The 23,300-nt window shown below is 59.4% G+C and carries 23 protein-coding genes; 13 read left to right on the top strand and 10 right to left on the bottom strand.

Translation table 11 applies throughout. The annotated features are described in order from the left end of the window. Position 1: 1 nt before the first annotated feature. From gspG to HJA_RS13275, 11 genes are all read left to right on the top strand, one after another. Positions 2-448, top strand: coding sequence for a type II secretion system major pseudopilin GspG (gene gspG / locus HJA_RS13325; RefSeq protein ID WP_035583157.1), 447 nt, complete (start codon positions 2-4; stop codon positions 446-448). An 8-nt stretch (positions 449-456) separates the two neighbouring features. Beyond that, entirely contained in the window at positions 457-909 is a 453-nt protein-coding gene (locus HJA_RS13320; RefSeq protein WP_162177068.1) for a PulJ/GspJ family protein, read from the top strand. Then, positions 906-1,268 carry a type II secretion system minor pseudopilin GspI gene (gspI, locus tag HJA_RS13315; RefSeq protein ID WP_035583151.1) on the top strand — a complete coding sequence of 121 codons (363 nt, stop codon included), beginning with the start codon at positions 906-908 and terminating at the stop codon, positions 1,266-1,268. Before HJA_RS13320 ends, gspI begins: the two co-directional genes overlap by 4 nt. Next, positions 1,265-1,831 carry a type II secretion system minor pseudopilin GspJ gene (gene gspJ, locus HJA_RS13310; RefSeq protein ID WP_035583148.1) on the top strand — a complete coding sequence of 189 codons (567 nt, stop codon included), beginning with the start codon at positions 1,265-1,267 and terminating at the stop codon, positions 1,829-1,831. The genes gspI and gspJ overlap by 4 nt, the downstream gene beginning before the upstream one ends. Beyond that, positions 1,828-2,808: a type II secretion system minor pseudopilin GspK gene (gene gspK / locus HJA_RS13305; RefSeq protein ID WP_035583146.1), complete on the top strand. Its 981-nt coding sequence runs from the start codon at positions 1,828-1,830 to the stop codon at positions 2,806-2,808. The genes gspJ and gspK overlap by 4 nt, the downstream gene beginning before the upstream one ends. After that, complete coding sequence (gene gspL / locus HJA_RS13300) at positions 2,808-3,911, top strand: type II secretion system protein GspL (RefSeq protein ID WP_035583144.1); 1,104 nt, start codon at positions 2,808-2,810, stop codon at positions 3,909-3,911. Before gspK ends, gspL begins: the two co-directional genes overlap by 1 nt. Continuing rightward, positions 3,908-4,384 carry a type II secretion system protein GspM gene (gene gspM, locus HJA_RS13295; RefSeq protein WP_035583143.1) on the top strand — a complete coding sequence of 159 codons (477 nt, stop codon included), beginning with the start codon at positions 3,908-3,910 and terminating at the stop codon, positions 4,382-4,384. The genes gspL and gspM overlap by 4 nt, the downstream gene beginning before the upstream one ends. Continuing rightward, entirely contained in the window at positions 4,384-5,124 is a 741-nt protein-coding gene (gene gspN / locus HJA_RS13290; protein WP_035583141.1) for a type II secretion system protein N, read from the top strand. The genes gspM and gspN overlap by 1 nt, the downstream gene beginning before the upstream one ends. Then, a complete protein-coding gene (locus HJA_RS13285; RefSeq protein ID WP_155839997.1) occupies positions 5,121-5,597 on the top strand; it encodes a hypothetical protein in 477 nt (158 codons plus the stop codon). The genes gspN and HJA_RS13285 overlap by 4 nt, the downstream gene beginning before the upstream one ends. A gap of 96 nt (positions 5,598-5,693) precedes the next feature. Then, on the top strand, positions 5,694-6,512 hold the full coding sequence (locus tag HJA_RS13280) for a CAP domain-containing protein (RefSeq protein WP_035583137.1): 819 nt from the start codon (positions 5,694-5,696) through the stop codon (positions 6,510-6,512). A 114-nt stretch (positions 6,513-6,626) separates the two neighbouring features. Continuing rightward, positions 6,627-7,091: a prepilin peptidase gene (locus HJA_RS13275; RefSeq protein WP_051597692.1), complete on the top strand. Its 465-nt coding sequence runs from the start codon at positions 6,627-6,629 to the stop codon at positions 7,089-7,091. A gap of 24 nt (positions 7,092-7,115) precedes the next feature. Here the strand turns inward: HJA_RS13275 and HJA_RS13270 are convergent, their stop codons facing one another. Both HJA_RS13270 and HJA_RS13265 read right to left on the bottom strand, forming a co-directional pair. After that, on the bottom strand, positions 7,116-8,405 hold the full coding sequence (locus tag HJA_RS13270; protein ID WP_035583135.1) for a spinster family MFS transporter: 1,290 nt from the start codon (positions 8,403-8,405) through the stop codon (positions 7,116-7,118). Further along, complete coding sequence (locus HJA_RS13265) at positions 8,402-9,268, bottom strand: alpha/beta fold hydrolase (protein ID WP_035583134.1); 867 nt, start codon at positions 9,266-9,268, stop codon at positions 8,402-8,404. Before HJA_RS13265 ends, HJA_RS13270 begins: the two co-directional genes overlap by 4 nt. Positions 9,269-9,536: 268 nt before the next feature. Between HJA_RS13265 and HJA_RS13260 the strand changes: the two genes are divergently transcribed. Continuing rightward, entirely contained in the window at positions 9,537-10,238 is a 702-nt protein-coding gene (locus HJA_RS13260) for a TetR/AcrR family transcriptional regulator (protein ID WP_051597691.1), read from the top strand. Between the two features lie 82 nt (positions 10,239-10,320). On the opposite strand, the gene HJA_RS13255 is transcribed toward HJA_RS13260, so the two are convergent. Next, positions 10,321-12,606: a TonB-dependent receptor gene (locus HJA_RS13255; protein ID WP_035583132.1), complete on the bottom strand. Its 2,286-nt coding sequence runs from the start codon at positions 12,604-12,606 to the stop codon at positions 10,321-10,323. 381 nt (positions 12,607-12,987) lie between these two features. Here HJA_RS13255 and HJA_RS13250 point away from each other — a divergent pair, with 381 nt between their 5' ends. Then, positions 12,988-14,229 (top strand): hypothetical protein, encoded by a 1,242-nt coding sequence (locus HJA_RS13250; RefSeq protein WP_035583130.1) that lies wholly within the window; start codon positions 12,988-12,990, stop codon positions 14,227-14,229. Here the strand turns inward: HJA_RS13250 and HJA_RS13245 are convergent. From HJA_RS13245 to HJA_RS13215, 7 genes are all read right to left on the bottom strand, one after another. Beyond that, on the bottom strand, positions 14,223-15,728 hold the full coding sequence (locus HJA_RS13245; RefSeq protein ID WP_035583128.1) for a trypsin-like serine protease: 1,506 nt from the start codon (positions 15,726-15,728) through the stop codon (positions 14,223-14,225). The genes HJA_RS13250 and HJA_RS13245 overlap by 7 nt on opposite strands. Before the next feature lie 5 nt (positions 15,729-15,733). Beyond that, a complete protein-coding gene (locus HJA_RS13240; protein WP_035583127.1) occupies positions 15,734-17,248 on the bottom strand; it encodes a trypsin-like serine protease in 1,515 nt (504 codons plus the stop codon). Between the two features lie 77 nt (positions 17,249-17,325). Continuing rightward, entirely contained in the window at positions 17,326-18,381 is a 1,056-nt protein-coding gene (locus HJA_RS13235; protein WP_035583125.1) for a 2-oxoacid:ferredoxin oxidoreductase subunit beta, read from the bottom strand. Next, positions 18,378-20,189 carry a 2-oxoacid:acceptor oxidoreductase subunit alpha gene (locus tag HJA_RS13230; RefSeq protein WP_035583122.1) on the bottom strand — a complete coding sequence of 604 codons (1,812 nt, stop codon included), beginning with the start codon at positions 20,187-20,189 and terminating at the stop codon, positions 18,378-18,380. Before HJA_RS13230 ends, HJA_RS13235 begins: the two co-directional genes overlap by 4 nt. Beyond that, entirely contained in the window at positions 20,186-21,979 is a 1,794-nt protein-coding gene (locus tag HJA_RS13225) for an FAD-dependent oxidoreductase (RefSeq protein ID WP_035583120.1), read from the bottom strand. The genes HJA_RS13230 and HJA_RS13225 overlap by 4 nt, the downstream gene beginning before the upstream one ends. Positions 21,980-22,096: 117 nt before the next feature. Further along, entirely contained in the window at positions 22,097-22,876 is a 780-nt protein-coding gene (locus tag HJA_RS13220) for an enoyl-CoA hydratase/isomerase family protein (RefSeq protein WP_035583119.1), read from the bottom strand. Continuing rightward, on the bottom strand, positions 22,873-23,300 hold a 428-nt coding region (locus HJA_RS13215), incomplete at its 5' end, for an acyl-CoA dehydrogenase family protein (RefSeq protein WP_035583117.1). The genes HJA_RS13220 and HJA_RS13215, both read right to left, overlap by 4 nt.

Here is a 23,300-nt window from a genome sequence, read left to right as displayed (position 1 = left end):
CATGGTGTCAGATGAAACGAACAAAGACGCCCAACCGCGCAAAGACAGCGGGTTTTCCCTTGTGGAGCTGATGGTCGTGATTTTTATCATGGGACTTCTGGCCACTCTGGTCATCATCAATGTGGCCCCCGTGGGGGAGCAGTCCCGTGTTGGCAAAGTCCGTGCGGACATCGCGGCTTTTGAAAGCGCGCTCGAAATGTACAGCCTCGATATGTACGCTTATCCGAGCGCAGATGCCGGCCTGGCCGCGCTGAAAACGCCTCCGGCGGGCGCGGATGTCGCGACATACCGGCCAGGCGGCTATATCAAGCGGCTTCGGGATGACCCATGGGGCAATCCCTATCACTATGATGTACCCGGGCAGAGGTCTGGCGGCGGTTATGACGTCTATTCCTCGGGCCCTGACGGCAAGCCTGGGACGGCGGACGACATCGGTAACTGGGAATAGGCTGTTTCGTGCGTAGAGGCCTATATCGGGATGGCGGCTTCTCCCTGGTGGAGATCATGGTCGCCTTGTTCATCATGGCGCTGGCAAGCGCCATGGTTGTGATGGTTATGCCATCGCGGCCCGATGCCTTGCAGACGGAGACCGCTCAGTTCGAAAAGGTGCTGGCCCGTACGATGGATCAGGCAATCACCCGGGGCCAGTCACAAGGCATCCGTTTCGAAGAGAACACATACCTGGTTTACACGCGCATCAATGGACGCTGGCTGCCAGTTCAGGGAACGGTCAGGCGGCTGACAGGGGGGGTGACCGCAAGTCTCGTCACCGAAAAACAGGGCGAGACGGATGAAGTCCGTCCACAGATTATTGCAGACGCTTCCGGAATTGTGTCAGGGCCCGATGTGAGGTTTGCAAAGGGTGCAAAAACCCGGGATGTTGAGCTTACCGGGCGGCCGGTCCGATGAGAGACCGCGGTTTCACCCTTGCAGAGGTGCTGGTGGCGCTGATGGTGTTTTCCACAGCGGCCATTGGCCTTGCCCATCTGGTGAATGAAACAACCGCAAATGCGCGGCACACACGTAGTCTCGCACTGGCTGGTATTGAAGCGGACAATCGCCTGGTCGAGGCGGTGACCAGTCCGGAGGTTTTGCGCGCGGGGTCCATGTCTGGTCAGAGTGAACAGCGGGGACAGAGTTTTGAATGGGTTCGCCAGATAGAAGTCCGCGAGCCTGAAGGCCTGGCAGGTATCCGGGTTATCGTGAGCGATGCGACGACGGGACAGCAACTGGCCATGCGCGATACGCTGGTAAAGGTGGCGCCATGACCCGTGATGCCGGTTTCACCCTGATCGAAATGCTTGTCGCGCTTGCGCTGACTTCGATGATTGCTGTTGCAGGCTCAACGCTCCTGATCGGAACGGTCAGGGCGTCGGACCGGCTGGGGCGGACCACGGAGGCCGTCAGTAGCGCGGATCTCGCGCACACGCTGATGCGGGACGATTTTGCCAATGCCATTTCACTGGCTGGGCAGACGGAGCGCCCGGGTTACACATCCGGTTCATTTCTCGCTCTGGTCCGGGATGGATGGAGCCATCCGGTACCGGACGATACCCATTCCAGTCTTCTGGCGATCGAATACTCATTTAAGGATGGGGCTCTGGTCCGCCGGGCTTGGTTGCGGCCAGACCCTTCCTCGGAGACGCCTTACGTGGAACGTGTCCTGGCCGCAGGTGTGGACCGTATGACAACGCGTTACTTCAATGGGCGGGATTGGCTGCCTGAATGGGATGGCCGGTCTGAAGACATGCCCAAGGCGATCGAGCTACAGCTGGAATATTCAGACAAGGACGTGCTGACCCAACTCTTCATCATGGGAGGAGGCGGGTGAGCAAGCGACCTGACAAGCAACAGGGCGCGAGCCTGCTTTCAGTGCTGGTTATCGTCATGCTGATGTCCGCCGCGGCCATTGCCGCGACTGACGCGCTGGCCCGTGCCGTTCTCATCGCGAAGTCTTCCAGTTCGCGGGCTGAAACTTTCTGGGTGGCGCGTGGTGCGGCGAATGCGGCGGCGTCGCGCCTGACGGACCTGATGAAAGTGACCGAAGGCGTTCTGAACCTGGAGTCAGACCTTCTTGCCACTCCGGTGACCTTGCCCGCCGGCCGGGGTGTGGTTGTGTTACAAGCGCAGGAAGCGTCCAACTGCTTTAATCTGAATGCCCTGATTGATGAGGCCGGGGATGGCGGTGTGAGTGAAAACGCGCTGGCGCCGTTTGAAGCATTGCTGGTGGCGGCAGGGCTGAACAACGCGGAAGCTCAGTCTCTTGGCCAGAAGTTGGCGGATTGGGTGGACGCGGATTTCTCCACGCGTACCTACGGAGCCGAAGATGGGTATTATGCGTCTCAGGCGGAGCCGTATCGGGCTGCGAACACACAGTTGCGCAGCATCAGTGAATTGAAATCGGTTGCGGGCTTCAATGCGGATGTCAGGTCGCGGGTGGAAGGACTTGTGTGTCTTCGTCCCGGCCGGGAACAATCAGTGCTCAACATCAATACGCTGACGCCTGCGCAGGCGCCGCTTCTGGTTTCCCTGTTTTCCGCGGAGTTGAGTGCGGATGATGCCCGTTCACTGATTGAATCCCGTCCGACTGGGGGGTGGCTGAAAGTGGATGACTTTTTAGTGGAAGATGTTGTGAACAGGATTGCGCCGGATGCACGCAATGAAGCGGCCCTATCAGTGAAGTCCAGCTTCCTGACGGCGGATATGGATATTGGAACCGGAGATCTGCTTACCGGGTATCAGGCACTTTACCAGCGCGCCGAAAGCGGCGATGTCGCGCTCATATCTCTGGTGCGGAGGGAATTCTGATGGCCCGCCATTTTGTAGGCTTGCTTCCAGCGCCAGGAGAGGGCTGGCGATTTGCGACGGTTGACCAGGGAGGCGTTAGCGTAGAGCGGACAGACGTCATGCCGTCCGGCTCCGATGAGGTCACAATCATTGTCCCGGCGACCGAGGTGGCGCTTGCGCAGGTGAGGTTGGTGGGGAACCGGCGTGCGGACTGGTTACGTGCGGCGCGCTTCGCGGTTGAGGATGATGTCTCCGTTCCCGTTGAAACCTTGCATGTCGCCATCGACCCGCGCAGGAAAAGTGGTGAGCAGGCAGGTGCCTGTCTTGTGTCCAAAGCCCTCATGGATCAGTGGATGGCGCGTCTTGCCGAGGCGGGACTGGAGGATGCCCATCTCGTTCCGGATGTGACGTTGCTGCCAGCGGGAGCGCCTCCGCAGGATGTTGGCCGCCATATCATCTTTGCCGGGGAAGGTGTAAGGCTCGCCATCGACAAGTCGCTCCCTGAGGAGCTTGTGTCGGTCCTTCTGGACAAGGCTGGCCACAGGACCGAAACCCCGGATGATGTTCTGCTGTTGATGGCCGGATATATAGCGTCCGGTGAAACCGGAATAGATTTGCGGCAAGCGGAATTCGCGCGAAAGGCCGAGCTGCCGGTGGATTTCAAACGCTTCCGTCTGCTGGCAGGGCTTGCGGCTGCGCTGGCGGTCGTTTGGGGCCTCTACACATTTGCCAGTATTCAGACGATGAAACGTCTGGAGGCAGAGCTGACTCAGCAGACACGCGACAATTTTACGGCCCTTTTCCCCGGTGAACCTGTTCCTTCAAACATTCTGACAGCTGTCCGGCAGCGGTCTGGAGGACCACAAGGGCGGACAGCCAGTTTCAGGCAGATGACAGGCGTCCTGTACGCGGCGCTGGGTCAGGCCGAGGGGACTCGGCTTTCAAGCCTTCGCTACGATGCTGAAACCGGCCAACTGCAGGCCAAGTTGGTCTATGGCGCTTTTGGTGATGATGAGGCGCTGAAGGCATCCATTGAGACAGGAGGGCTGTCCGTTCGTCTCGGGGATGCTCGGGTCGAGGACGGCCGTGTCGTGGGCGATCTGATCCTGGAGCTACCGTCATGATGGAATACTGGTCCACCCGGTCGGTACGGGAACGTCTCCTAATTCTGTGTGCAGGCCTTCTGGCAACCGCTCTGCTGGCGAATGTACTTATTGTGCGTCCGCTGCTGGCCGCAAGGGAGAGTGCAGAAGCGTCCCTTGCCGTTGCATCCCGGACGCTGGATGCAGTCGTGGCGGCGCGTCCTGCCGGTAGTGGCCGTGGCACTGATTTACCTGTTGCATCCGTTTCGGGTGAAGACCTCAGGGCGCGTCTGGTTGATCTTGCCAGCCAGCGCGGCCTTGCTGTTTCGCGCCTTCAGTCAAATGAGCGCGGCGCGATTATCATTCAATTTGATCAGGCGTCTGTACAGTCCCTGTTTTCCTGGTTGGAAATGGCAGAGCGGCAATTGGGCGCGCAGCCGACACAGGCATCGGTTTTTGCCGATGCGTCGGGTACGGTCCGGGCAAGCTTCGAATTTCGTGGAGGCGGTTCCTGATGGGAAAGAAACTGCTGCTTTCTGCGGTGTTCGTCGGTGTGTTCGCTTGCGCGGTTGTCGCCAATATTCCGCTCTTGTTCGCTTTGAGACAGTCGGGCCTTGTTCAGCAGGGTGTATCCTGGCAGCAAGCTCGCGGAACGGTCTGGCATGGCCAGGTTACGGGGCTCGTTGTTCGTGGAGATGTCGCGGGGGCGGTTGAGGGTGACTTCAGTCTGATGCGTGTCCTGAAGGGGCAGCCTGGCCATATGGTGCGCTGGAGTGGCCCCTACGGACGTGGGAGCGCACTGGCCAGTCTCGCATCCGACGGCATCCGGATTCGCAAAGGGCAGGCTGCTCTCACTTTCGATGCGGCACGCATTTCAGCCTCTTTTCCTGCGCAGGATGTTTCATTACGCCTGACAAATGTCTCGATCGATGCCGGGCGTACAGGGTGCCGGGAGGCAAGTGGACGTGTCACATCCGATGTGTTGTCACGCGTATCAGCCGTTTACGGAGCGACCTGGCCAGAACTGACCGGCACGCTGTCCTGTGATCGGGGGCAGCTTGCTTTCTCCATGGAGGGGCGGGGCGTCGATGGCACGCAGATTTCGGCGAATGCCTATCTGGATGGTGGCGGCAGGCTGGAGCTGTGGGATGTGCCTGAGGACCAGGCAAGTGCTCTGCTGTTGGCTGGCTTCACAAACGAGGCGGGACGGTTTGTTTATTCGCAAGAAAGTGGGGAAGGGGAGAGAAGCCAATGATGTTTCGAGCTTTGCTTTGTAGTCTGGTGTTTGTATCTGCCTGTGCGTCGTCAGACACTGCAGTGCCGGCGAACAGGAATGGCGCAGGCCCGGCGGCCGATGTCGTGGCAACGAATTCGCTGCCGGCCCAGACACTTGAACCGGGAACCTGCGGCCTGTTCCTCTGGTCGCGCGATGAACCTCGTCACTTTGTCTTCTTCCATGTCGCCGGTACCGATACCGCGGAAGTGGTGTTTGAGGGGCTGGAACAGACGATGGGGGTTGAGTCGCAGAGCGGCGACATTTTCGGGCAGTTCCTCACGCGAATGACTCTTCGCAGCGCAGATTCGCGACCTGTCTCTTTGACCCTTTCGCCGGGTGAGGAGATCGATGGAGGGCGCAGAGTGCCACTCGCCCGCATGATTTCACAGGATGATCAGGGGTGGGAAATCATAACGCCGCTTACAGGACTGACCGCTTGCCAGCCAGAATGACGTACCGCATTCTGTAGTAACTGCTGCGATACATAAAAAGTACTCAATACTGTACGTAATTGACACATAATCGTCATACAGCGTATTGTGACAGTTATGTTACACAACGTATACAAATTTCTGTCCGTTTCGGCGCTGGCCCTTGCGGCTCTGAGCGGCCCCTCCTTTGCAGACCCTGCCTGTGACCTGACTGACGGTTATGGGATGACGCCGACGGCGTTCCAGAAAGAAGCCAATGCCTGTCTTGAAGGCATCAACGGCATCAAGACGGACACCTACATGGCGAACCAGCTGTTGCAGCTTGCGGGCGAGCAGCGTGCTGACCAGGGGGTGTCCGAGCTGCAGTCGCTCAGCTCCCTGATCGATGCCGCCCGTCTTCATGCATATGACATGGCGGTGCGTGGCTACGCAGCGCATGAGGACCTCGAAGGCCGTACGCACCTGGACCGTGTACGGATGATGGAGCGAAGCCGTCTGATCGGGGCCTTTGGTGCGAATGTGGTCGTGGTGAAAGCCGGCACGTCCGCTGAGGACATCCAGAAGGCCATGATGGCTGACAAGGCGAATGCCGAAAACTTCAAGCGCAGCGAATTCGACCATATGGGCGTCGCAGCCATTGAGGCGGATGGCATGATGTATGTCGTGGAATTGTTTGCGCGGATCGACGGGCGACTGGATGCGCCAATGCCAATGGTTGCTGCCCCGCGTACGAATCTGGCGGCCAATTACAATGACAAGCTCGAACCCCTTGGCTGGTCGGTCGTATCGGCAAATGGCACAACTCTGATGCGCGGTGTCGGGGACAAGCTTCCCGCATCCATTCCCTCAATGGAAGAGGGTTTCCTTCAAATGGATGTAGCGCTTGGAAAAGACGTTTATACTCTGAAAGGTCCGGCGATTTCGTCGTCTCTCTGAGGCTGACTGAAGGACATTCCAATTCGCCCGGGCCATGTGCCCGGGCGTTTTCGTTTTGGTATGTTCCATCTATGCTGGGGCCGTGTCGGCGGGGCCGGGAGGGAACGCACCATCATGAACACCGACGTGCTGCTCTGGGCTATTGTTCTTCTGCCCGCATTGGCCGCGCTATCATGGATCGATTTGCGAACCATGCGATTGCCGGACGTCCTGACTCTTCCTTTGATTGGTGCGGGCATGGTTCAATACTGGTATTTTACCGGTAGTGTATGGGCAGCCATTGTGGGCGCCCTCGCGGGTTATCTCTTTTTCGTCGTCGTAGAAAAGAGCTACCGTGCTTTACGCGGAAGTGACGGGCTGGGCCGGGGAGATGCAAAATTGCTCGCCGCCGGTGGCGCATGGTGTGGCTGGATCGGTCTCCCCTGGATTGTGCTGATCGCCAGCAGTTCTGGCCTGTTGATTGCCGGCGCCCTCATGCTGACCAGCCGCAAACCCTCCGGACTGATGCCGTTTGGTCCTTTCCTGGCGGTTGGCATCGCACTGGTCTGGGCGGCGCAATTGCGGGCTTTGCTGATCTAGCGAGGGGCGCGAGCCTCCAGCGTGTCAGGCGGCGGCCGCGCGTGCGGCGTCACGGCGGTAATTCCGGGTCGCCATAAGCAGGCAGGCGATGGAGGCCAGATTGAACAACAGCATCATCTCAAGTGATCTCGCGAGGGAGTTCTGAGCGCCCTGCGCCGCGAAATAATCGCTGAGTTCTCCAGCGATCCAGGGGCCGCAACCGATACCTATGAGCGTCAGGCAGAACAGCATGAAGGCCGAGGCGAAAGACCGCATGCGGACCTGAACCAGCTCCTGTGACGCGGTGTAGGCGATGCTCGCATAAATCAGGCCGATGAAAGCGGGAACCAGGTTCCAGGCATATGCTGCCCAAACGTTCGGGGCATGCAGGAACATCCAGGCGAAAGGCAGGGCGAGACCAGCGCAGATCGCAATCATTAGCGGCCGCCAGCGCATGTCCTTCGCAGAGAGGCGATCGCAAACCGCGCCCAGCACCACTGCGCCCACGCTGCCGACACCGCCAATCAGCACGCCGAGTGGCAGAGACACTTCGCTGGGTGAAAGGCCATAAGTGCGCTGCAGATGACCAGAGGTGAACACGAGAAATGCATTGGATGAAATGCAGATCAGGAGACATCCGGCCAGGAGCCACAGATAGGAAGACTGACGAAGAATGAAGCTGATCGTTTCCGTGAAAGAAGGCGCATCGCCTTCAATTTTCTGCTGATCGGCCAGGCCGCGTGCAGGCTCTTTCACCGTAAAGCGGACAAGTAATGCCAACAACAGGCCCGGAATACCGGCCACGAAGAAAGCTGCGCGCCAGCCGAAATGTTCATAGATGATTCCGCCAAGAGCGAAGCCTCCCATGACGCCAAGACCAATGCCCGTCGTGTAGATACCCATAGCTGTGGCGCGTTCCTTTGGCGGGTAGAGGTCTGCAATCATGGACGTCGCGGGCGGTGTGCCGCCAGCTTCACCAACGCCAACCCCCATACGGGCGAGCAGCAATTGCCAATAGGTCTGAGCCAGTCCGGACAAGGCGGTCATCGCCGACCAGATTGTCAGAGCGAGCGCGATGATGTTCCGGCGATTTCCCCGGTCGGCCCACATAGCAACCGGAATGCCGAGCGTGGCGTAAAAGCCAGCGAAAACAATGCCGGTCAGCATGCCGAGGTCCCCGTCGCGCAGGTTCAGCTCTGCCTTGATCGGTTCCAGCAGGATCACGAGAACCTGACGATCAATATGGTTGAACGTGTAGGTCAGCGTCAGGACAGCGAGGACCCAGGCGCGGCCTGGAATGGCCGTGGCGGGAGCGGCAGGCGTTACAGAGGTCATGTGCGAGCTTCTACTTTTGTCAGGAAGTCCCGGATGCCTTCTACGGCTTCCGGTTCGTCAAGGATGGGGGCGTGTCCGATGCGGGGAACGGTAATAAGGGATGCATCGGGGTGTTTGCGGATCATCTTGGCGGCAGTTTTTGCTGACAGGATGTCAGATGTTTCTCCACGGATCAGAAGAAGAGGGACTTTCGTCATGTCCTTGTAGAGCTTCCACATGGCAATCCGTGTCAGGAGGCCGGGGCGGACCTGTGCGACCGTGCGCGTGATGGCCGGATCGTAGTCCAGCGCCACACGCCCATCGTCCAGTTCCCGGTAGGTGCGGCGGGCAAAGGCCAACCACTGCTGCGGGCCATAGTCGGGGAAGATCTCTGCCTGAACTTCCCCGACTGATCTGGCCGCGTCATCCCACCCGGCCTTTGGCTCTGTATTGCTGGTATAGGCGGCGATCCGGTCCAGCCCGGATTTCTCGAAGACAGGTCCAACATCGTTCAGGACAACGCCGCAGATACGGTCCGGCATGGTCTTCATCATGATCATGGACATCAGCCCGCCCATCGAGGTTCCGATGAGAGCGACGCGTTTCAGGTTCAGATGGTCCAGCAGGGTTGCCATATCGCCGGCATAGATGGCCGGGGAGTAGTTTTCGGCCTTCGGGTCCCGGTCTGAGAGGCCGCGGCCACGCACGTCAACGGCAATGAACTGATAGCGGTCCGGCAGGGCCGCGATCATTGGTTCAAAATCCTTATGGTTCCGCGTCAGGCCATGCATGCACAGTATGCTGAGCGGCGCGTCTGCCGGGCCGTAGCGCTTCGCATAGAGGTTTAAGCCGTCTGGCGAACGGTAGTAAATATCATCCGTCATAGGTGTTTCCCGGCGTAGCTGATTTGCCTACGGCGCTCCGATTGGTGCGCGTTGGCAGTTCAGCCGGATGCTTCGAAAGTGGCCAAACCGCGTCGCTCACGCTCTTCCCCTGGATTGTCGATACCTGATGGGTATTTCTATTTATTCAACAAGTGTTGAATTTTGGACTATTCCTGAAGAGATGGCAAGCATAAGCTTGGCCCAAACCCCGGGCATCTCACCTAGGGGGATCGTTGATCTCCCTGAGTGTGCAGTCTACTAGCGTTGTATGAGTGTGAACAAAACAGAACCCCGACTGGACCGGCGGACCGCTATTCTCGACGCTGCCGAGGAACAGTTCGCGAAGCATGGCTATGATGGCGTGACCTTGCGGGCAATCGCCAGGCGTGCAGGTGTCGACCTCGCTTTGCCGAATTACTATTTCGGGCCGAAACGAGACCTGTTCGATGCGGTTCTGTTCCGGCGCGCAGAAATCCTCAACAAGGCCCGTCTGGACCAGTTGGACCAGTGCCTTGAGGAAAGCGATCAGGCGCCGAGTGTCGAAGCGATTATCCGCGCCTATCTCGAGCCGATGCTGACGGGGGAGCAGGTCGAGGAAGAGGGCTGGAAGAATTATTACGCCCTGATCGCCTATGTGAACAACTCGCCCGAATGGGGCGGGCAGCTGATGACACAGTTCTTTGATCCGCTGGTCTACCGCTTCATGGATGCGCTTCGCCTCGCCTTGCCGGGGATCGAGGACCGGGATCTGTACTGGGGCTATCATTGTCTGTCAGGCGCCCTGACGCTGACCTTCGCCCAGACCGGGCGGATCGATCACCTGTCCGGCGGCTCATGCCGGTCCAGCGATCTGATGGATGCCTGCGAGCACATGGTGCAGTTCACCACGGCAGGGTTTGAGGCATTCCGTAAGCAGATGACGGCGGACAAAAAAGGACGGCCCCGCAAAGGGCCGTCCGCGCGCCGTTGAAGGAGGAATGACGCGTCCGTATCTGAACGATAACGGAAGTCATGATCGGTGGCGGAGACAGCAAGCTGCCCCCGCCATCCGCTTAGAAGTCGGCTGACAGCGAAACAGTGAAGGTCCGCGGCGGGCCGTAGAAGGCCGAATAGGCAGAGTCGAGGCCGAGCTGGCTCGGCGTGACGAAGTTGTAGGCCGCCACACGGTATTCCTCGTCCGTCAGGTTCCGGCCATGCAGGCCGACGCGGTACTTCCCAGTAGGCGACGTCCAGACAGCGCTGAGATCGAACAGGTAGTAGCCTGACGGATCCAGTTTCGGACCACCGCCCGGGAAGATGGCGCTTTGCCCGGCCGGGAAGCCTTCGTTCGGAATATTGAACAGATAGTAGTCGTCTCTGCCGGAGACCGTACCGGTCAGGGAGAGGTCACCGCGGTTTGCGCCCAGGTCAAAGTTATAGTTCGCAGAGATCTGGCCCTGTAGTTCCGGCGTGTTCTGCGTCACGAACGCATCGGCGACGTTTACACCGCCGGACAGGATCTCATTGATCTGGGCGTCGATATAGCCGAGCGTTGCGAACAAGGTCAGGTTGTCGGTGGCAAACCATGTGCCTTCGATTTCCAGGCCTTTGTATTCGGACGCGCCAGCGTTGAACACGGACGATACGAATGTATCGTTGACCCCGTCATTGTCGCTGTCGGCACCGCTCTGCACAGTGATCTGCTGATCCGTGTAGTCCGCAAAGAACACGGCCGTATTGAGCAGGAGGCTGTCATTGAAGAACGAGCCTTTCATCCCCAATTCGTAGGAGTCGACCTGTTCCGGGCCGAAGCCCTGACGGGACAGGCCTGTCGGGTCGAGGTCTTCACGGGCCCGCGGGTCGAAACCGCCTGCCTTGAAGCCCTGTGCGTAGGTCGCGTAGAGGTTCAGGTCGTCAGTCGGCTTGTACGACACGGATACGCGCGGCGTGAACTGGTCATCCTTCCGCTCCACGCCCTGATAGTCAGTCTGGGTGACGAGGAAAATGGACGTCGTGTTCGACGGATCGAACGAACCGGTTCCAAGACCAAGCCAGGCTTCGCGCAGAACGTCAGCCGTCGTCTTGTCCTCGGTGTAGCGACCGCCAAGCGACACACTCCACTTGTCGTTCAGTTCATAGGTGAAGTCACCATATACTGAGAAGTTCTCTTTCTCTTGCGCACCTGCCTGGTAGATCGAGAGGCCGAGCGCGCTGAGAATGACGTCGAACGCGCCGTCTGCGTTGCCGTCGAGGTAGTAGATCCCGGCGACACCGCTCAGCGGCCCGTTATTGTAGAGAAGCTGGAACTCCTGCGAGAACTGGTCGTCATTGTAATAAGCGGGGACATCGAAGTCCGGCTGGGGCAGGGCGTCGAAGTCGATCGGCGTAATGGTGGAGCCTTCACGATAGGCCGTGATCGATTTCAGTGTGACGATGTCGTTGACGTCCCACTGAGCCGTCAGCGAGTAGCCTTCCGTCTCAACCGAGTTGTCGTCGCCGATGCCGGCACGCGTGTCATAAACATCGCCGGTGACCGGGATCGTGCCGTCTGCACTCGGAAGGAGGCGGTGGCCGTGCTTTGCGTTGGAGTCGTCTTCAGACTTGTCATAAGCGAACCGGACGGAGAAATCGTCCGTCGGGGTCCATTCGGCGCTGAGACGATAAGCCAGCAGGTCCTTGTTGTAGTGTTCGGCACCTGTGTTGAGGTTCTTGCCGTAACCGTCGCGCGTATATTTCGCGATGGCGCCGCCCACAGCGAATGTGTCACTCAGCGGTGTGGAGCCGGAAACGATCACGTCGGCCTGGCTGTAGCTGCCCAGATTGGCCTTGACCTTGAGATCCGGTTCATTGCCCAGCGGTTTCGTCACATATTTGATCGCGCCACCAATTGTGTTGCGGCCGTACAGCGTGCCTTGCGGGCCACGCAGAACTTCCACGCGGTCGACATCGAAGATGTCGAGGATCGCACCCTGCGGGCGGGCGATGTAGACGTCATCGACATAGAGACCGACGCCGGGCTCGAAGCCCCAGAGCGGGTCTTGCTGGCCGACACCGCGGATAAAGGCGATCAGCGTCGAGTTCGATCCGCGAGCGACTTCAATCGTGGCGTTCGGGGTGGAGCGCTGGATCGATGTGATGTCGACTGCGCCGGTGAGTTCCAGCCGTTCGGAGCCGATGGCTGTGACGGACAGGGGCACGTCCAGAAGGTCTTCTTCGCGCCGTTGCGCGGTCACCGTGACGGGGCCCAGTTTGCGAGTCGTGTCTTCCTGATCGCCGGTGTCCTGTGCCCAGGCGGGCATAACGGGGGTCAAGGCCGTCGCGGCGAGCGCATACAATGCGAGTCTGGTTTTCGGGTGCATCCTAATTCCTCCCTGATGGATCGCGTTACTTCAACGACTGTTGAGTAAATTCAACGCTTGTTGAAATTGAATGAACACGTTGTTCGCCGGGAGTCAATTCTGTGGCGATTAGACCAATTGATTATTTTGAACGATCGATGCCGGGTGTGACTTTCACGCATCAGCCCTCTAACGGGGAATGCCTGACCGGTATTCGTCGCTTTAGGGGTGAAACCGGTCCGAAGGGAAATTTGTCCGGCGACGCGGTGATGGCATTGTGAATGCCATGTGCCGGCACGGTTATGGTTGCGGCGGCCTTAAATCTGTTGTGAATTGATTTCTCAGGGGAAAGCGGGGCGTGTCCGGTATTGGGCAGACCGGTTTAGAGTGAGGAGTCGGGTCGTGGGAAATAGGCGCAGCCTGCTGGCGTTCACGGCGATGATCGGTGCATGCACCGCGCTGACCGGGTGTCTGACAAGAAGCATCAATACGCGGCCACCGGTCGTGTCAGACGGCATGGGCTCCGACCTCCGGGTCATGCTGGATGATACATGTTTGCCGGAAGATACCCGCGGGCCGGGCGACCGTACGCTGGGGTTCGGGCAGGAACTGGCCCTTCAGGCCGGCATGCTGGCGTTTGATTCTGTCGGGGCCTGGCTGCAGCAGATGGGTGCCCCGAAGATCGACCGGAGCACCGGCGTTGTAAGTGGTAAACTCTTCACCAGCCCGGACATGATGGAATTCAATCGTGAGGTGGCGTGCGTTCATGTGATCCGCGAAGGGTTCGACCCGTCCGGGCCTGCCTTCGGCAATGCCCCTCCGGAATTCCTGGCGGAGTGGAATCGGCTGGGGCTTGTCTCCCGGCCATCGTTCTATGCCGAAATCCGTCTCGTCCCGGATGATGAACTATCAGGTTATTTTTCCGGAGAGCTTCTCAAGGTTGTATCAAACGAGTTCGAGCGGCAAGCGCGCTACGATTCCCGCGATTATCTCCTGGTTCTGGATTTCGAACGGCCCGAACCGCGCACTTACGTTCAGTTCACACCGGAGGGGGCGGTGGAGTTTCATGATGCTTCCGGCTTTGCCCGGGGTGTCTTCAAGTTTCCCGAGCTGAAGCGTGGACAATATATTTCGGGCGCGGCGGCGGCTGGGCTCGAAACGGGATGGATGCCGCTCGACTATTCAGGGGTCGATCGCGATTCCGGTATTTTCAACCTGTTCGTCGATGTTCTGGAGCTGAAGCGGGGCGATCCGCTGCTGTCCGATGTCGGGTCTTTGTTGCGTTCCAACGCGGTTCAGTCGGCCGCCGAGGAAGAGCTCCGCAAACAGATCGACAAGGATGGTACCCGGGAGGCCGAAGAGGAAGAGCGCACCGATGCGCTGCTCACACAGCGTACACTGGAACGTTCCCTGCGGCGCGCCGTTCTGGATCTCCGCCGGACACTCGCTCAGGAAGGCCTCACATCGGATTACCTGATCCCGGCACAGGACGATGTCGAGGATGCATTGTTCGATATTGAACGGCATCTCAACTGGCGCGGGCCGAAGCCGATGGACGAAATCGATGCGGCGAACGACTTGCTCGCAGAGGCTGATTTGAGGCTTGAGGAATTGCTGGCCGCCGAGCTCGGCGACGATCAGTAAGTCGAGGTCGCCGCGGCCCAATCTGACAGACCGCCTTCACTGGACCGGTTGGCGACTTCCGTCAGCATCCGGGTTGCGAAGTCGACAGGTTCCCGCTCCGGCTGGGCTTCTTCAGCCACGGTCCGCATACGTGCTGGCGTTGGCAGCAGATCGCCTGCGAAAGACACACTTTCCGGAATGACGAACGCATAGACGGTGGCGCCACCCTCAGCCGGCGGAATCACCATCCAGGGAACTTCCGGCAAACGGATAGTTTGCCCGGCTTTGACAATCGCGCTGTCTTCGGGTGTCCGGTCATTCGGGAAATAGGTGTTGATACGGCCTGAATTTTCCAATTCGAAGACGATGAGGCGTCCGTCGATCTTCGGCGTCACAGCGATGTTCAGCGCCGCATTTGCACCTTCGCCTTCCTGCGTCACGGTCAGGTCTATCCGGTCGCGGGTCGGGCCCAGAACGCGCGCCATGGCTTCCATGGTTTCGGCTGTTGCCACGAACACCTGCTCGGGATCGGCATCCACGAACATCGCACCGCGCGCGGTCGTCTCGATCCAGTCGCGATAGGGGGAGACACGGGTGTAGACGCCTTCTGATTTCGCTGCAGCGCATTCGAAACCGTAGCTCACAATGCCGACCTGATAGGTGCGCTCACTCGCATCCAGTGCGACCAGCGGGCCGCCGCTGTCGCCCTGGCAGCTGTCGGTGCCGCCGAACTTGCGGCCGGCGCAGATCTGCGTGCTGCCGTCATAGGCCAGATCCGCATATTGCGCGCCGCAGACCTCCGGCGGCTTCATAGGCAGCATGGCGTGGTAGAGGTAGCGCGAACCGGCCTGACCCGTGCGGTCAGTGGCGCCGATGCGGAATGTCTCCAGCCTCGCCTGCGCGCCGGAATCTGCCTGCTTCCCGAAACCGGCCACGAAGGCGCGGGCGCCATTCGCGTCGCTGTCGGATGGGCCGCCGGATGAGAGTCGGGCCAGCTGGCCGGTCCATGTGCGTCCGATCCGGACGAGGGCGACGTCATTCTCGGAGCCTTCCCAGACACCGGGTGAGACCTCCATAGTCGGCTTATAGTCCGGATGGATCATGACGGAATCCACTTCAAACACGGCTCCGTCACCGGCGCCGAGGTCGTCTGTGCCGCCTACGACTTCGAGTTTTGCGCGGGGGCTCCACTCCCAGCGGCCCTCCAATCTGCGGGATTCTCCTTCAAAACAATGCGCTGCGGTCAACACCCAGCGGCGGGCGACAAAAGTGCCGCCACAGAAATACTGCAGCCGGCCACTCCGCGTCTCATGCCGCAAAACCGCGATATACGGCCACTGCGCCAGCGTGGAGCGGTCTCCATTGACGATGCGGTCAGAGGCGCGGGCGTTTGCGTCGAGCGTACTGGTCCATGCGAGTTGTGCCTCGCTCGCGGCTTCGTCAGGCGCCGTCTGGCAAGCCGTGGAGAGGCCCAGAATCGCAGCAACGACAACAGGCAGGCGCAGGAGGCTCTTCATCATGCAACTCACTCGCTGACGCTATACGTGACCAGCCCCATGCCGGTATTGGCATAGGGGTCGGAAGGCGCCGCATCTGACATGGCATCCCGGACTTCGAACACGAGAATGTCGGAATAGGACTGCCACACCGTTCTGATCGGCCCCTTGGTCCGGCTGAGATCCGGCAGCGTGTCGCCGATCAGGGCCATGCGTTCCGGCAGGACGAATGCGGCCAGCGTGCTTTTGCCAGGGACGGTCGGCGGGGAGACGCTGATCGAGACGCCTCCGGGTGGCAGAACCACAGACTGCCCAGGCTCCACAAGTGCAGTCTCGACCTCACCGGCATTACAGGGAAACAGGCAGCTGACAGTGCCGGCGGGGTCGAGATCGAAGACCCAGAGGCGGCCCTTTATGGAGGGATCAACAAAAATGCGGACCCGCTCTCCGGACCGGAACGTCGAAGCGCCGTCATTGATGCGGATGCCAATTTTGCCGTCGGCGGGTTTGAGCGTCCGGATCAAATTTTCGAGCCCGGCTTTGGTCATATAAACGGTCTTTTCCGGCTTGGCGTCTACGAAGGCGGCGTCGGGCACGACGGACATCACGAAATCCTTGAAACCGGAGACGCGTGTATAGACGGCCGGTTTGCCCCGGACGCCGCAGCTCTCCCCAAAACTGACAATGCCGATCTGGTAGACCCGGCCGGCAAAATCCCTGGCGATGAGCGGACCGCCGCTATCGCCCTGGCAGGAGTCGATAATTCCGGTGTCATACCCGGCGCAGATCATGCTGGCGCTGTTGTAGGCCTCAACTTCGTAATCATTGCTGCACGCATCCGGGCTGCGTGTCGGGATCATCGCATTGCCAAGAATGCTGGTGTAGGCGGCGAAGGGGCCTTCAGCCGATGCGTAGGCTTCCGGTTTTTGCTGCCGCATATCGGTCTTGCCGAAGCCGGCGAAATAGGCGGGGCCGAAAAAGCGGTCGACATCCGACGCGCTGCTGGCAGACAGGCGTACGATTGGGCCGTTCCACGGTCTGTCCAGCCGAACCAGGGCGACGTCATTCACAGGCACCTTGTTCTCGCCGCCACGCGTAAAGCTGGGGGCGATCCGTACGTCTACGGCGTTGTAGACATTGGCGCTGGTGACGGTCGTCAGGTCTTTTGCGCCGAGCACGATTTGCAGCTCACCTGAGCCTGGCCGCTCCCACCGCCCTGACGCATTTGCCGAGGCACCTTCCACGCAGTGTGCAGCGGTCAGGATCCACTCGGACGAGATGGCCGTGCCACCGCAGTCATAGGTGACAATACCTTCACGCGTGCCGCGCAGGGCGGCAAAGAACGGCCAGTCTTCCTTGCGGGCAGGTTGGGTATTGAAGCCTTTTGTCCCGGTCGTGCTGTCGGGAATCGTGAATTCTGTACGCGGCCAGGCAGGATCCTCATCCGGAAACTCAGCAGGTTGCGCCGTAGCAGACGAGGCGCAAGCGGCAATCATCAGCAAGGAGAGCCCGGTCAGCCGCCGCAGGATCTGAAATACTTGCACGTCACACTCCCACCCGGATCGTCTCTGATTGGGTCAGTGTAACAGGCCTTTTGCCGCATGCCAGCCTGAGAGCGCGTTTAGCGGAATTCGTCCTGAAGCTTGCGAAGGGCATCAGCCCCCGGATTGAGTTTGGAATAGGGGATAGAGTGCAGTGGCGTCTCCGGAAGCTTTTTGTGTTCAGCCATCGCCGGGCGGGATTCGTCTATATAGAGAAGACCCGTCAGGATTTCCTGTGTCTGCTGGCTCTGCATCAGCTTCTCCATGGCGGACGCCCGGTTGGTCGGGTCGTAATCCTTGTCCAGCTTACGCAACAGAATAGACCCGCCGTCATGCAGTTCCACAGGCATGGCTTCGCCTTCGTCATATGACGCTGTGATCTCTTCGCTCGGCGGCACATAATCGGCATGCACGGCCTTGTGGTAGTATTGATAAGTGTGAGCGTAGGACTTGGTGGACCCTTTGTGGTCATTGAAGCTGACACATGGGGAGATCACGTCGATCAGGGCGAAACCCCGGTGTGCGATTCCGGCCTTGATGAGTGAGACGAGCTGTTGCTTGTCACCCGAAAAACTGCGTGCCACGAAGGTTGCACCTATTGAGAGCGCCATGATCGCTGGATCGATTGGCGGCAGCATATTTGTAGCACCCTTTTTCGCTTTGGAGCCGATGTCGCTGGACGCCGAAAATTGCCCCTTCGTCAGACCGTACACACCGTTATTTTCCAACATGTAGATCATATCGACATTGCGCCGGATGGCATGAGCCATCTGACCGAGACCGATGGAAAGGCTGTCGCCATCGCCCGAAACGCCCACATAAGTGAGGTTCTTGTTCACGGCGGCCGCGCCAGTCGCGAAGGATGGCATTCTGCCATGCACCGTGTTGGCGCCGTGGGCGTCCTTCAGGAAGTAAGTCGTCGTCTTGGAGGAGCAACCGATCCCGGAGACTTTGACGACATCTTTCGGATCTGTCGAAAGCTCGTAGAAGGCGCGAGCCAGGGCGGCAGTTACGCTATCATGGCCACAACCTGCGCAAAGCGTGGACATGGCGCCGTCATAGTCCGCACGTGTCTTGCCAAGCCCATTGGTCGGCTCGTTCAGTCTGCGGATCTTGGGTTTGACAAAGGAGGTCATGCGATTTTCCTCACTTTCAGGGCGGTTTCCACCGCCTCATAGACGAAGCGGAAATTCAGCGGTTCACCGGAATAATGCAGCACAGGCACCAGCTTCTCCTTGGGCGCGCTGGTTTCCGTAATCAGCAGGTTCATCAGCTGCGCGTCCCGGTTTTGCTCAACGACAAAGACTTCCTCATGCGCGTCGATGAAAGCGGTGACATCGTCACTGAAAGGGAAGCCGCGGACGCGCATGTAATCGACCGGGACGCCTGCGGCTTCAAGACGGTCACGGGCTTCGGTGACGGCGGCGTCGGAGCTGCCGATAGCAATCATACCGTAGCGTGCCGGGCGGTCGGATTTCTTCACGACAGGTTCGGGCATGAAGGCGGCGGCGCGTTTCCATTTTTCGTAAAGGCGGTCTACGACTTCCTTGTATTCCGGGCCTTTCTCCGTGTACCTGCCGAGCTTGGTATGGCCGGATCCGCGCAGGAAGTAGGCGCCTTTGGGATGTGTGCCGGGCAAGGTCCGGTAAGGGATCGTGTCGCCATCTACATCCAGATAGCGATAGAAGGCATCAACCTCTTCAAGCTGCTCGGCGTTGAGAACCTTGCCACGGTCGGGCACGTAATCCTCCGGCCAGGTCAGCTCATCGACCATCCAGTCATTCATGCCGATATCGATGTCGGACAGGAAGAAGACGGGAGTCTGGAACCGTTCGGCGAGGTCCAGTGCCTTGGCAGAGAACTCGAAACATTCACCGGGATGGGCCGGGAACAGAACAAGGTGGCGCGTGTCGCCGTGTGAGGCATAAGCGCAAAGCTGGATGTCACATTGCTGCGTCCGGGTCGGCATACCGGTCGACGGGCCAACTCTCTGAATATCGCAGATCACCAGCGGTACTTCGGTATAATACGCAAAGCCGATGAACTCGCTCATGAGTGAGACGCCAGGACCGGATGTCGGCGTAAATCCGCGTGCACCCGCCCAGGCCGCACCGATCGTGAGACCCGCGGCGGCCAGTTCGTCTTCCGCTTGCAGGATGCAGAAATTGTTCTGTCCGGTTTCCGGATCCACGCGGAGTTCTTCACAATATTTCTGGAAGGCGTCCATGAGCGATGTAGAGGGCGTGATCGGGTACCAGGCGCCGAAGGTTGCACCACCGAAGACCGCGCCGATGCCAGCGGCCGTATTGCCGTCGATCATCACCTTGCCCTTGGTCTTGTCCAGCGGGGTGACGCGGAAATCCAGCGGGCATTTGAAGTTCTGCTTTGCATAGTCGTGGCCAAGTGCAACGGCCTGCATGTTCAGCGGGATGAGCTTTTCCTTACCCGCAAACATTTCGGTGACCAGTTGTTCGATCACTCCGAGATCCAGGTTCAGGAGGGCCGCAGCGGCGCCGACATAGGCCATGTTTTTCATCAGGATGCGCGACCGTGCGGCCTTGAAGGCCTCATTACACATGGCAGATAGCGGGGCGCCCAGAACCGTCACATCCGGCCGGGACAAGAGCTGTGGCCGCGGCCAGGTGGAGTCGTAGAGCAGGACTCCGCCGGGAGCGAGCTCAGCCAGATCGTCGGCATATGTCTCCGGATTCATGGCGATGACGAAATGCGTCTCGCCGTCGCGGCCGGCATAGCCGTCGCCCGTCACGCGGATTTCATACCAGGTCGGCAGGCCCTGAATGTTGGAGGGGAAGATATTCTTGCCGACGACGGGCACGCCCATCCGGAAGATGGCTTTCATCAGAAGGCCGTTTGCACTGGCCGAGCCTGTTCCGTTCACCGTTGCGATACGCAGGGTGAAATCATTGATGCCGGGTCCGTTCATGCCACGGTCTCCACTTGGTCATCCGCATGGGGAATTTTGATTACGCCTTCCTTCATGTCCCAGGCCGACGTCGGGCAGCGCTCGGCACAAAGGCCGCAATGCAGGCAGACATTCTCGTCCTTGATCATTACACGCCCTGTCAGCGGCAGGGGATTGGACACATAAAGTGACTGGTCCTCCGGTGCTTCCGGCTGAGATAGCGAGGCACGCAATTCCGCTTCACTGTCTGCCACAGGCGTAATGCTGAGGCACTCGACCGGGCAGACATCGATACAGGCGTCGCACTCTTCACAGAGCGGAGCTTCGAACACTGTCTGCACATCACAGTTCAGGCACCGCTGCACTTCGACGGCGATCTGTTCAGCATTAAAGCCAAGTTCGACTTCGATGTTCAGGCGCTGGAACCGGTCAACCAGCGCGACATGCTCCATCTCGCGGCGCTCCGCGGCCGTGTAGGCATTCGAATAGCGCCACTCAAACATGCCCATCTTGGCCGATTGCAGTTCGACTTCGCGCGGTGCCCGGTCCCGCAGGCCAAGCCCCTGACAATGACGGTGGATCGAAATCGCAGCCTGGTGTCCGTGCTCAACAGCCCAGATAATGTTCTTCGGACCGAAAGCAGAATCGCCTCCGAAGAAGACGCCTTCGTGCGTCGACTCGAAAGTTTCTTCATCGACCACCGGGACATCCCATTTGCCGAACTCAATACCGGCATCCTTCTCGATCCAAGGGAAGGCGTTTTCCTGTCCGATGGCGAGAATGACGTCGTCGCAAGGGAGAGTTTCTTCACCGATGATGCGCTGACCGGTGATCTCGCCCTTGTCGTCGACATCGTATTCCATCAGCTCAAATGTCATGCCGACCAGTTTGCCATGCTCGGTGACAAAAGCCTTCGGCGAATGGTTCACGACGATCTGGATGTTTTCTTCCTCGGCATCTTCCAGTTCCCATTCCGAGGCCTTGAAGAAGTTGCGCGGCTTGCGCGCCATGACCTTCACATTCTCCGCCCCAAGACGAAGCGATGTGCGGCAGCAATCCATTGCCGTGTTGCCGACGCCGATGATCAGTACGTTCTTGCCAATCGAATCGATGTGCTCGAAGGCGACGGACTCCAGCCAGTCGATGCCGATATGGATATTCGCATCAGCTTCTTCGCGGCCGGGCAGGTGAAGGTCCTTGCCTTTCGGGGCTCCGGTGCCGACAAAAACGGCGTCCCAGCCTTCATCCAGCAAGGCTTTCATGCTGGAAACAGGCGAGTTCAGCTTCAGCTCCACACCCATATCAAGAATGTACTGAAGCTCTTCATTGAGCACTTTTTCGGGCAGGCGGAACGCTGGGATGTTCGCGCGCATCAGGCCACCGGCTTCAGGCAGCTTCTCGAAGATGGTGCACTCATAGCCAAGCGGGGCGAGATCGTTCGCTACGGTAAAGCTTGCCGGTCCGGCTCCGATCAGCGCGATCCTTTTGCCATTGGTCTGGTCAGGCTTCTGCGGCAGGCGGCTCGTTACATCGTCGCGATGGTCTGCTGCCACACGCTTCAGACGGCAGATGGCAACGGGCTCTCCATCCACGCGCGTCCGTCGGCAGGCTGGTTCGCAAGGCCGGTCGCAGACGCGGCCGAGAATGCCCGGGAAGACGTTTGAATCCCGGTTCAGCAGGTAGGCGTCACTGTAACGCCCTTGCGCGATGAGACGGATATATGCCGGGACCGGTGTGTGTGCCGGGCAGGCCCATTGGCAATCGACGACTTTATGAAAGTAGTCGGGATTGCTGGTGTCTGTTGGTTTCATATTTGCCCGCTTCCTCCGGAGAAAAGACTAGCGACACATTTCACCGGCATCAATGACTTCCGTTTGGCCCGGAAATACCGGCTTTGATCCTGCGCTTGTTGAATGGAACGCGCCAAGTCAGCGGCCCTTGAAGTTTCCTGGCCTGCGTTCGGCGACAGACCGGATGCCTTCCTGATGGTCTTCCGTTTCGCGCAGCTTCCATTGTTCTTCATGCTCGTGCGCTAGCGTATCGCGGACGGTTTCATAAAGGCCGGTGCGCAGGGTCCTTCTGGTCGCCATCACGCCGAGCGGGCCACCTTCGGCGATTTCCGCTGCGAGCTTGTGCGCCGCATTCCTGACTTCCGTCAGCGGGACCAGTTCGTCCGCAAGACCCATGGCAAGCGCCTCCTCGCCTTTGATGCGCCGGGAGGTCAGCAGCATGAGCGCCGCATTTTGCTGGCCAAGTAGCCGGGGCAGGGTCGCACTGAGCGCAAAACCCGGATGGAAAGCCAGTCGTGTGAAGTTTGCAACGAAACGTGCCTCAGGTGCTGCGACACGGAAATCCGCGGACACTGCCAGGCCGAGACCAGCACCAACAGCTGCGCCTTGAATTGCCGCGACAACCGGCTTTTTCGCTTCGTATATACGAAGGGCCTGATCGTAGAATTCGCGGACTGGATCATCTCCCGATCCGCCAACGCCGCCGCCGCTTTCATCATTTGCGAGGTCTGCGCCAGCGCAAAAGGCCTTGCCTTCGGAAGCGAGCACGATGGCCCGGCATTCGGGTTTGGCGTCCAGTGCCAGAAGCGTTTCCCCGATTTCCCGCAGCAGGGCCACATTGGCGTGGTTGTTCGGCGGATTGGAAAACACGACCTCGGTCACATGGCCGAGATCGCGCACGGTGATCGTGTGTGTCATGGGCGGGTATCCATCAGGTTCCGGGCGACAACCATCCGATGCACTTCCGATGGTCCGTCATAGATGCGCATATTGCGGATACGGCCGGCGAACAGATGCAGGGGCATTTCCTTTGTCATGCCCATGGCGCCGAAGCACTGCATGGCATTGTCGATGATTTCCTGCGCCATTTCCGTCGCATAGAATTTGATCATGGAGATTTCCGTCCGCACGTCGCGCCCCTGGTCGATCTTCCAGGCGCAGTCATAGGCCATCAGCCGGGCAGCGTGAATCTTTGCCGCGCCATCGGCCACCCACCACTGGATCGACTGGCGTTCCGAGAGCTTGTGGCCGAACGTTTTCCGTTGGGGCGCGTATTCGCGCATCATGTCGAGCGCTCGCTGGGCTGCGCCGATGCACCAGGCCGCCATTTCCATGCGGCGGG

The sequence above is a fragment of the Hyphomonas jannaschiana VP2 genome, assembly GCF_000685215.1.
Taxonomy (GTDB): Bacteria; Pseudomonadota; Alphaproteobacteria; order Caulobacterales; family Hyphomonadaceae; genus Hyphomonas; species Hyphomonas jannaschiana.
Note: the sequence above shows the minus strand (reverse complement) of the source record. Positions and strands in the feature narration are given on the sequence as shown.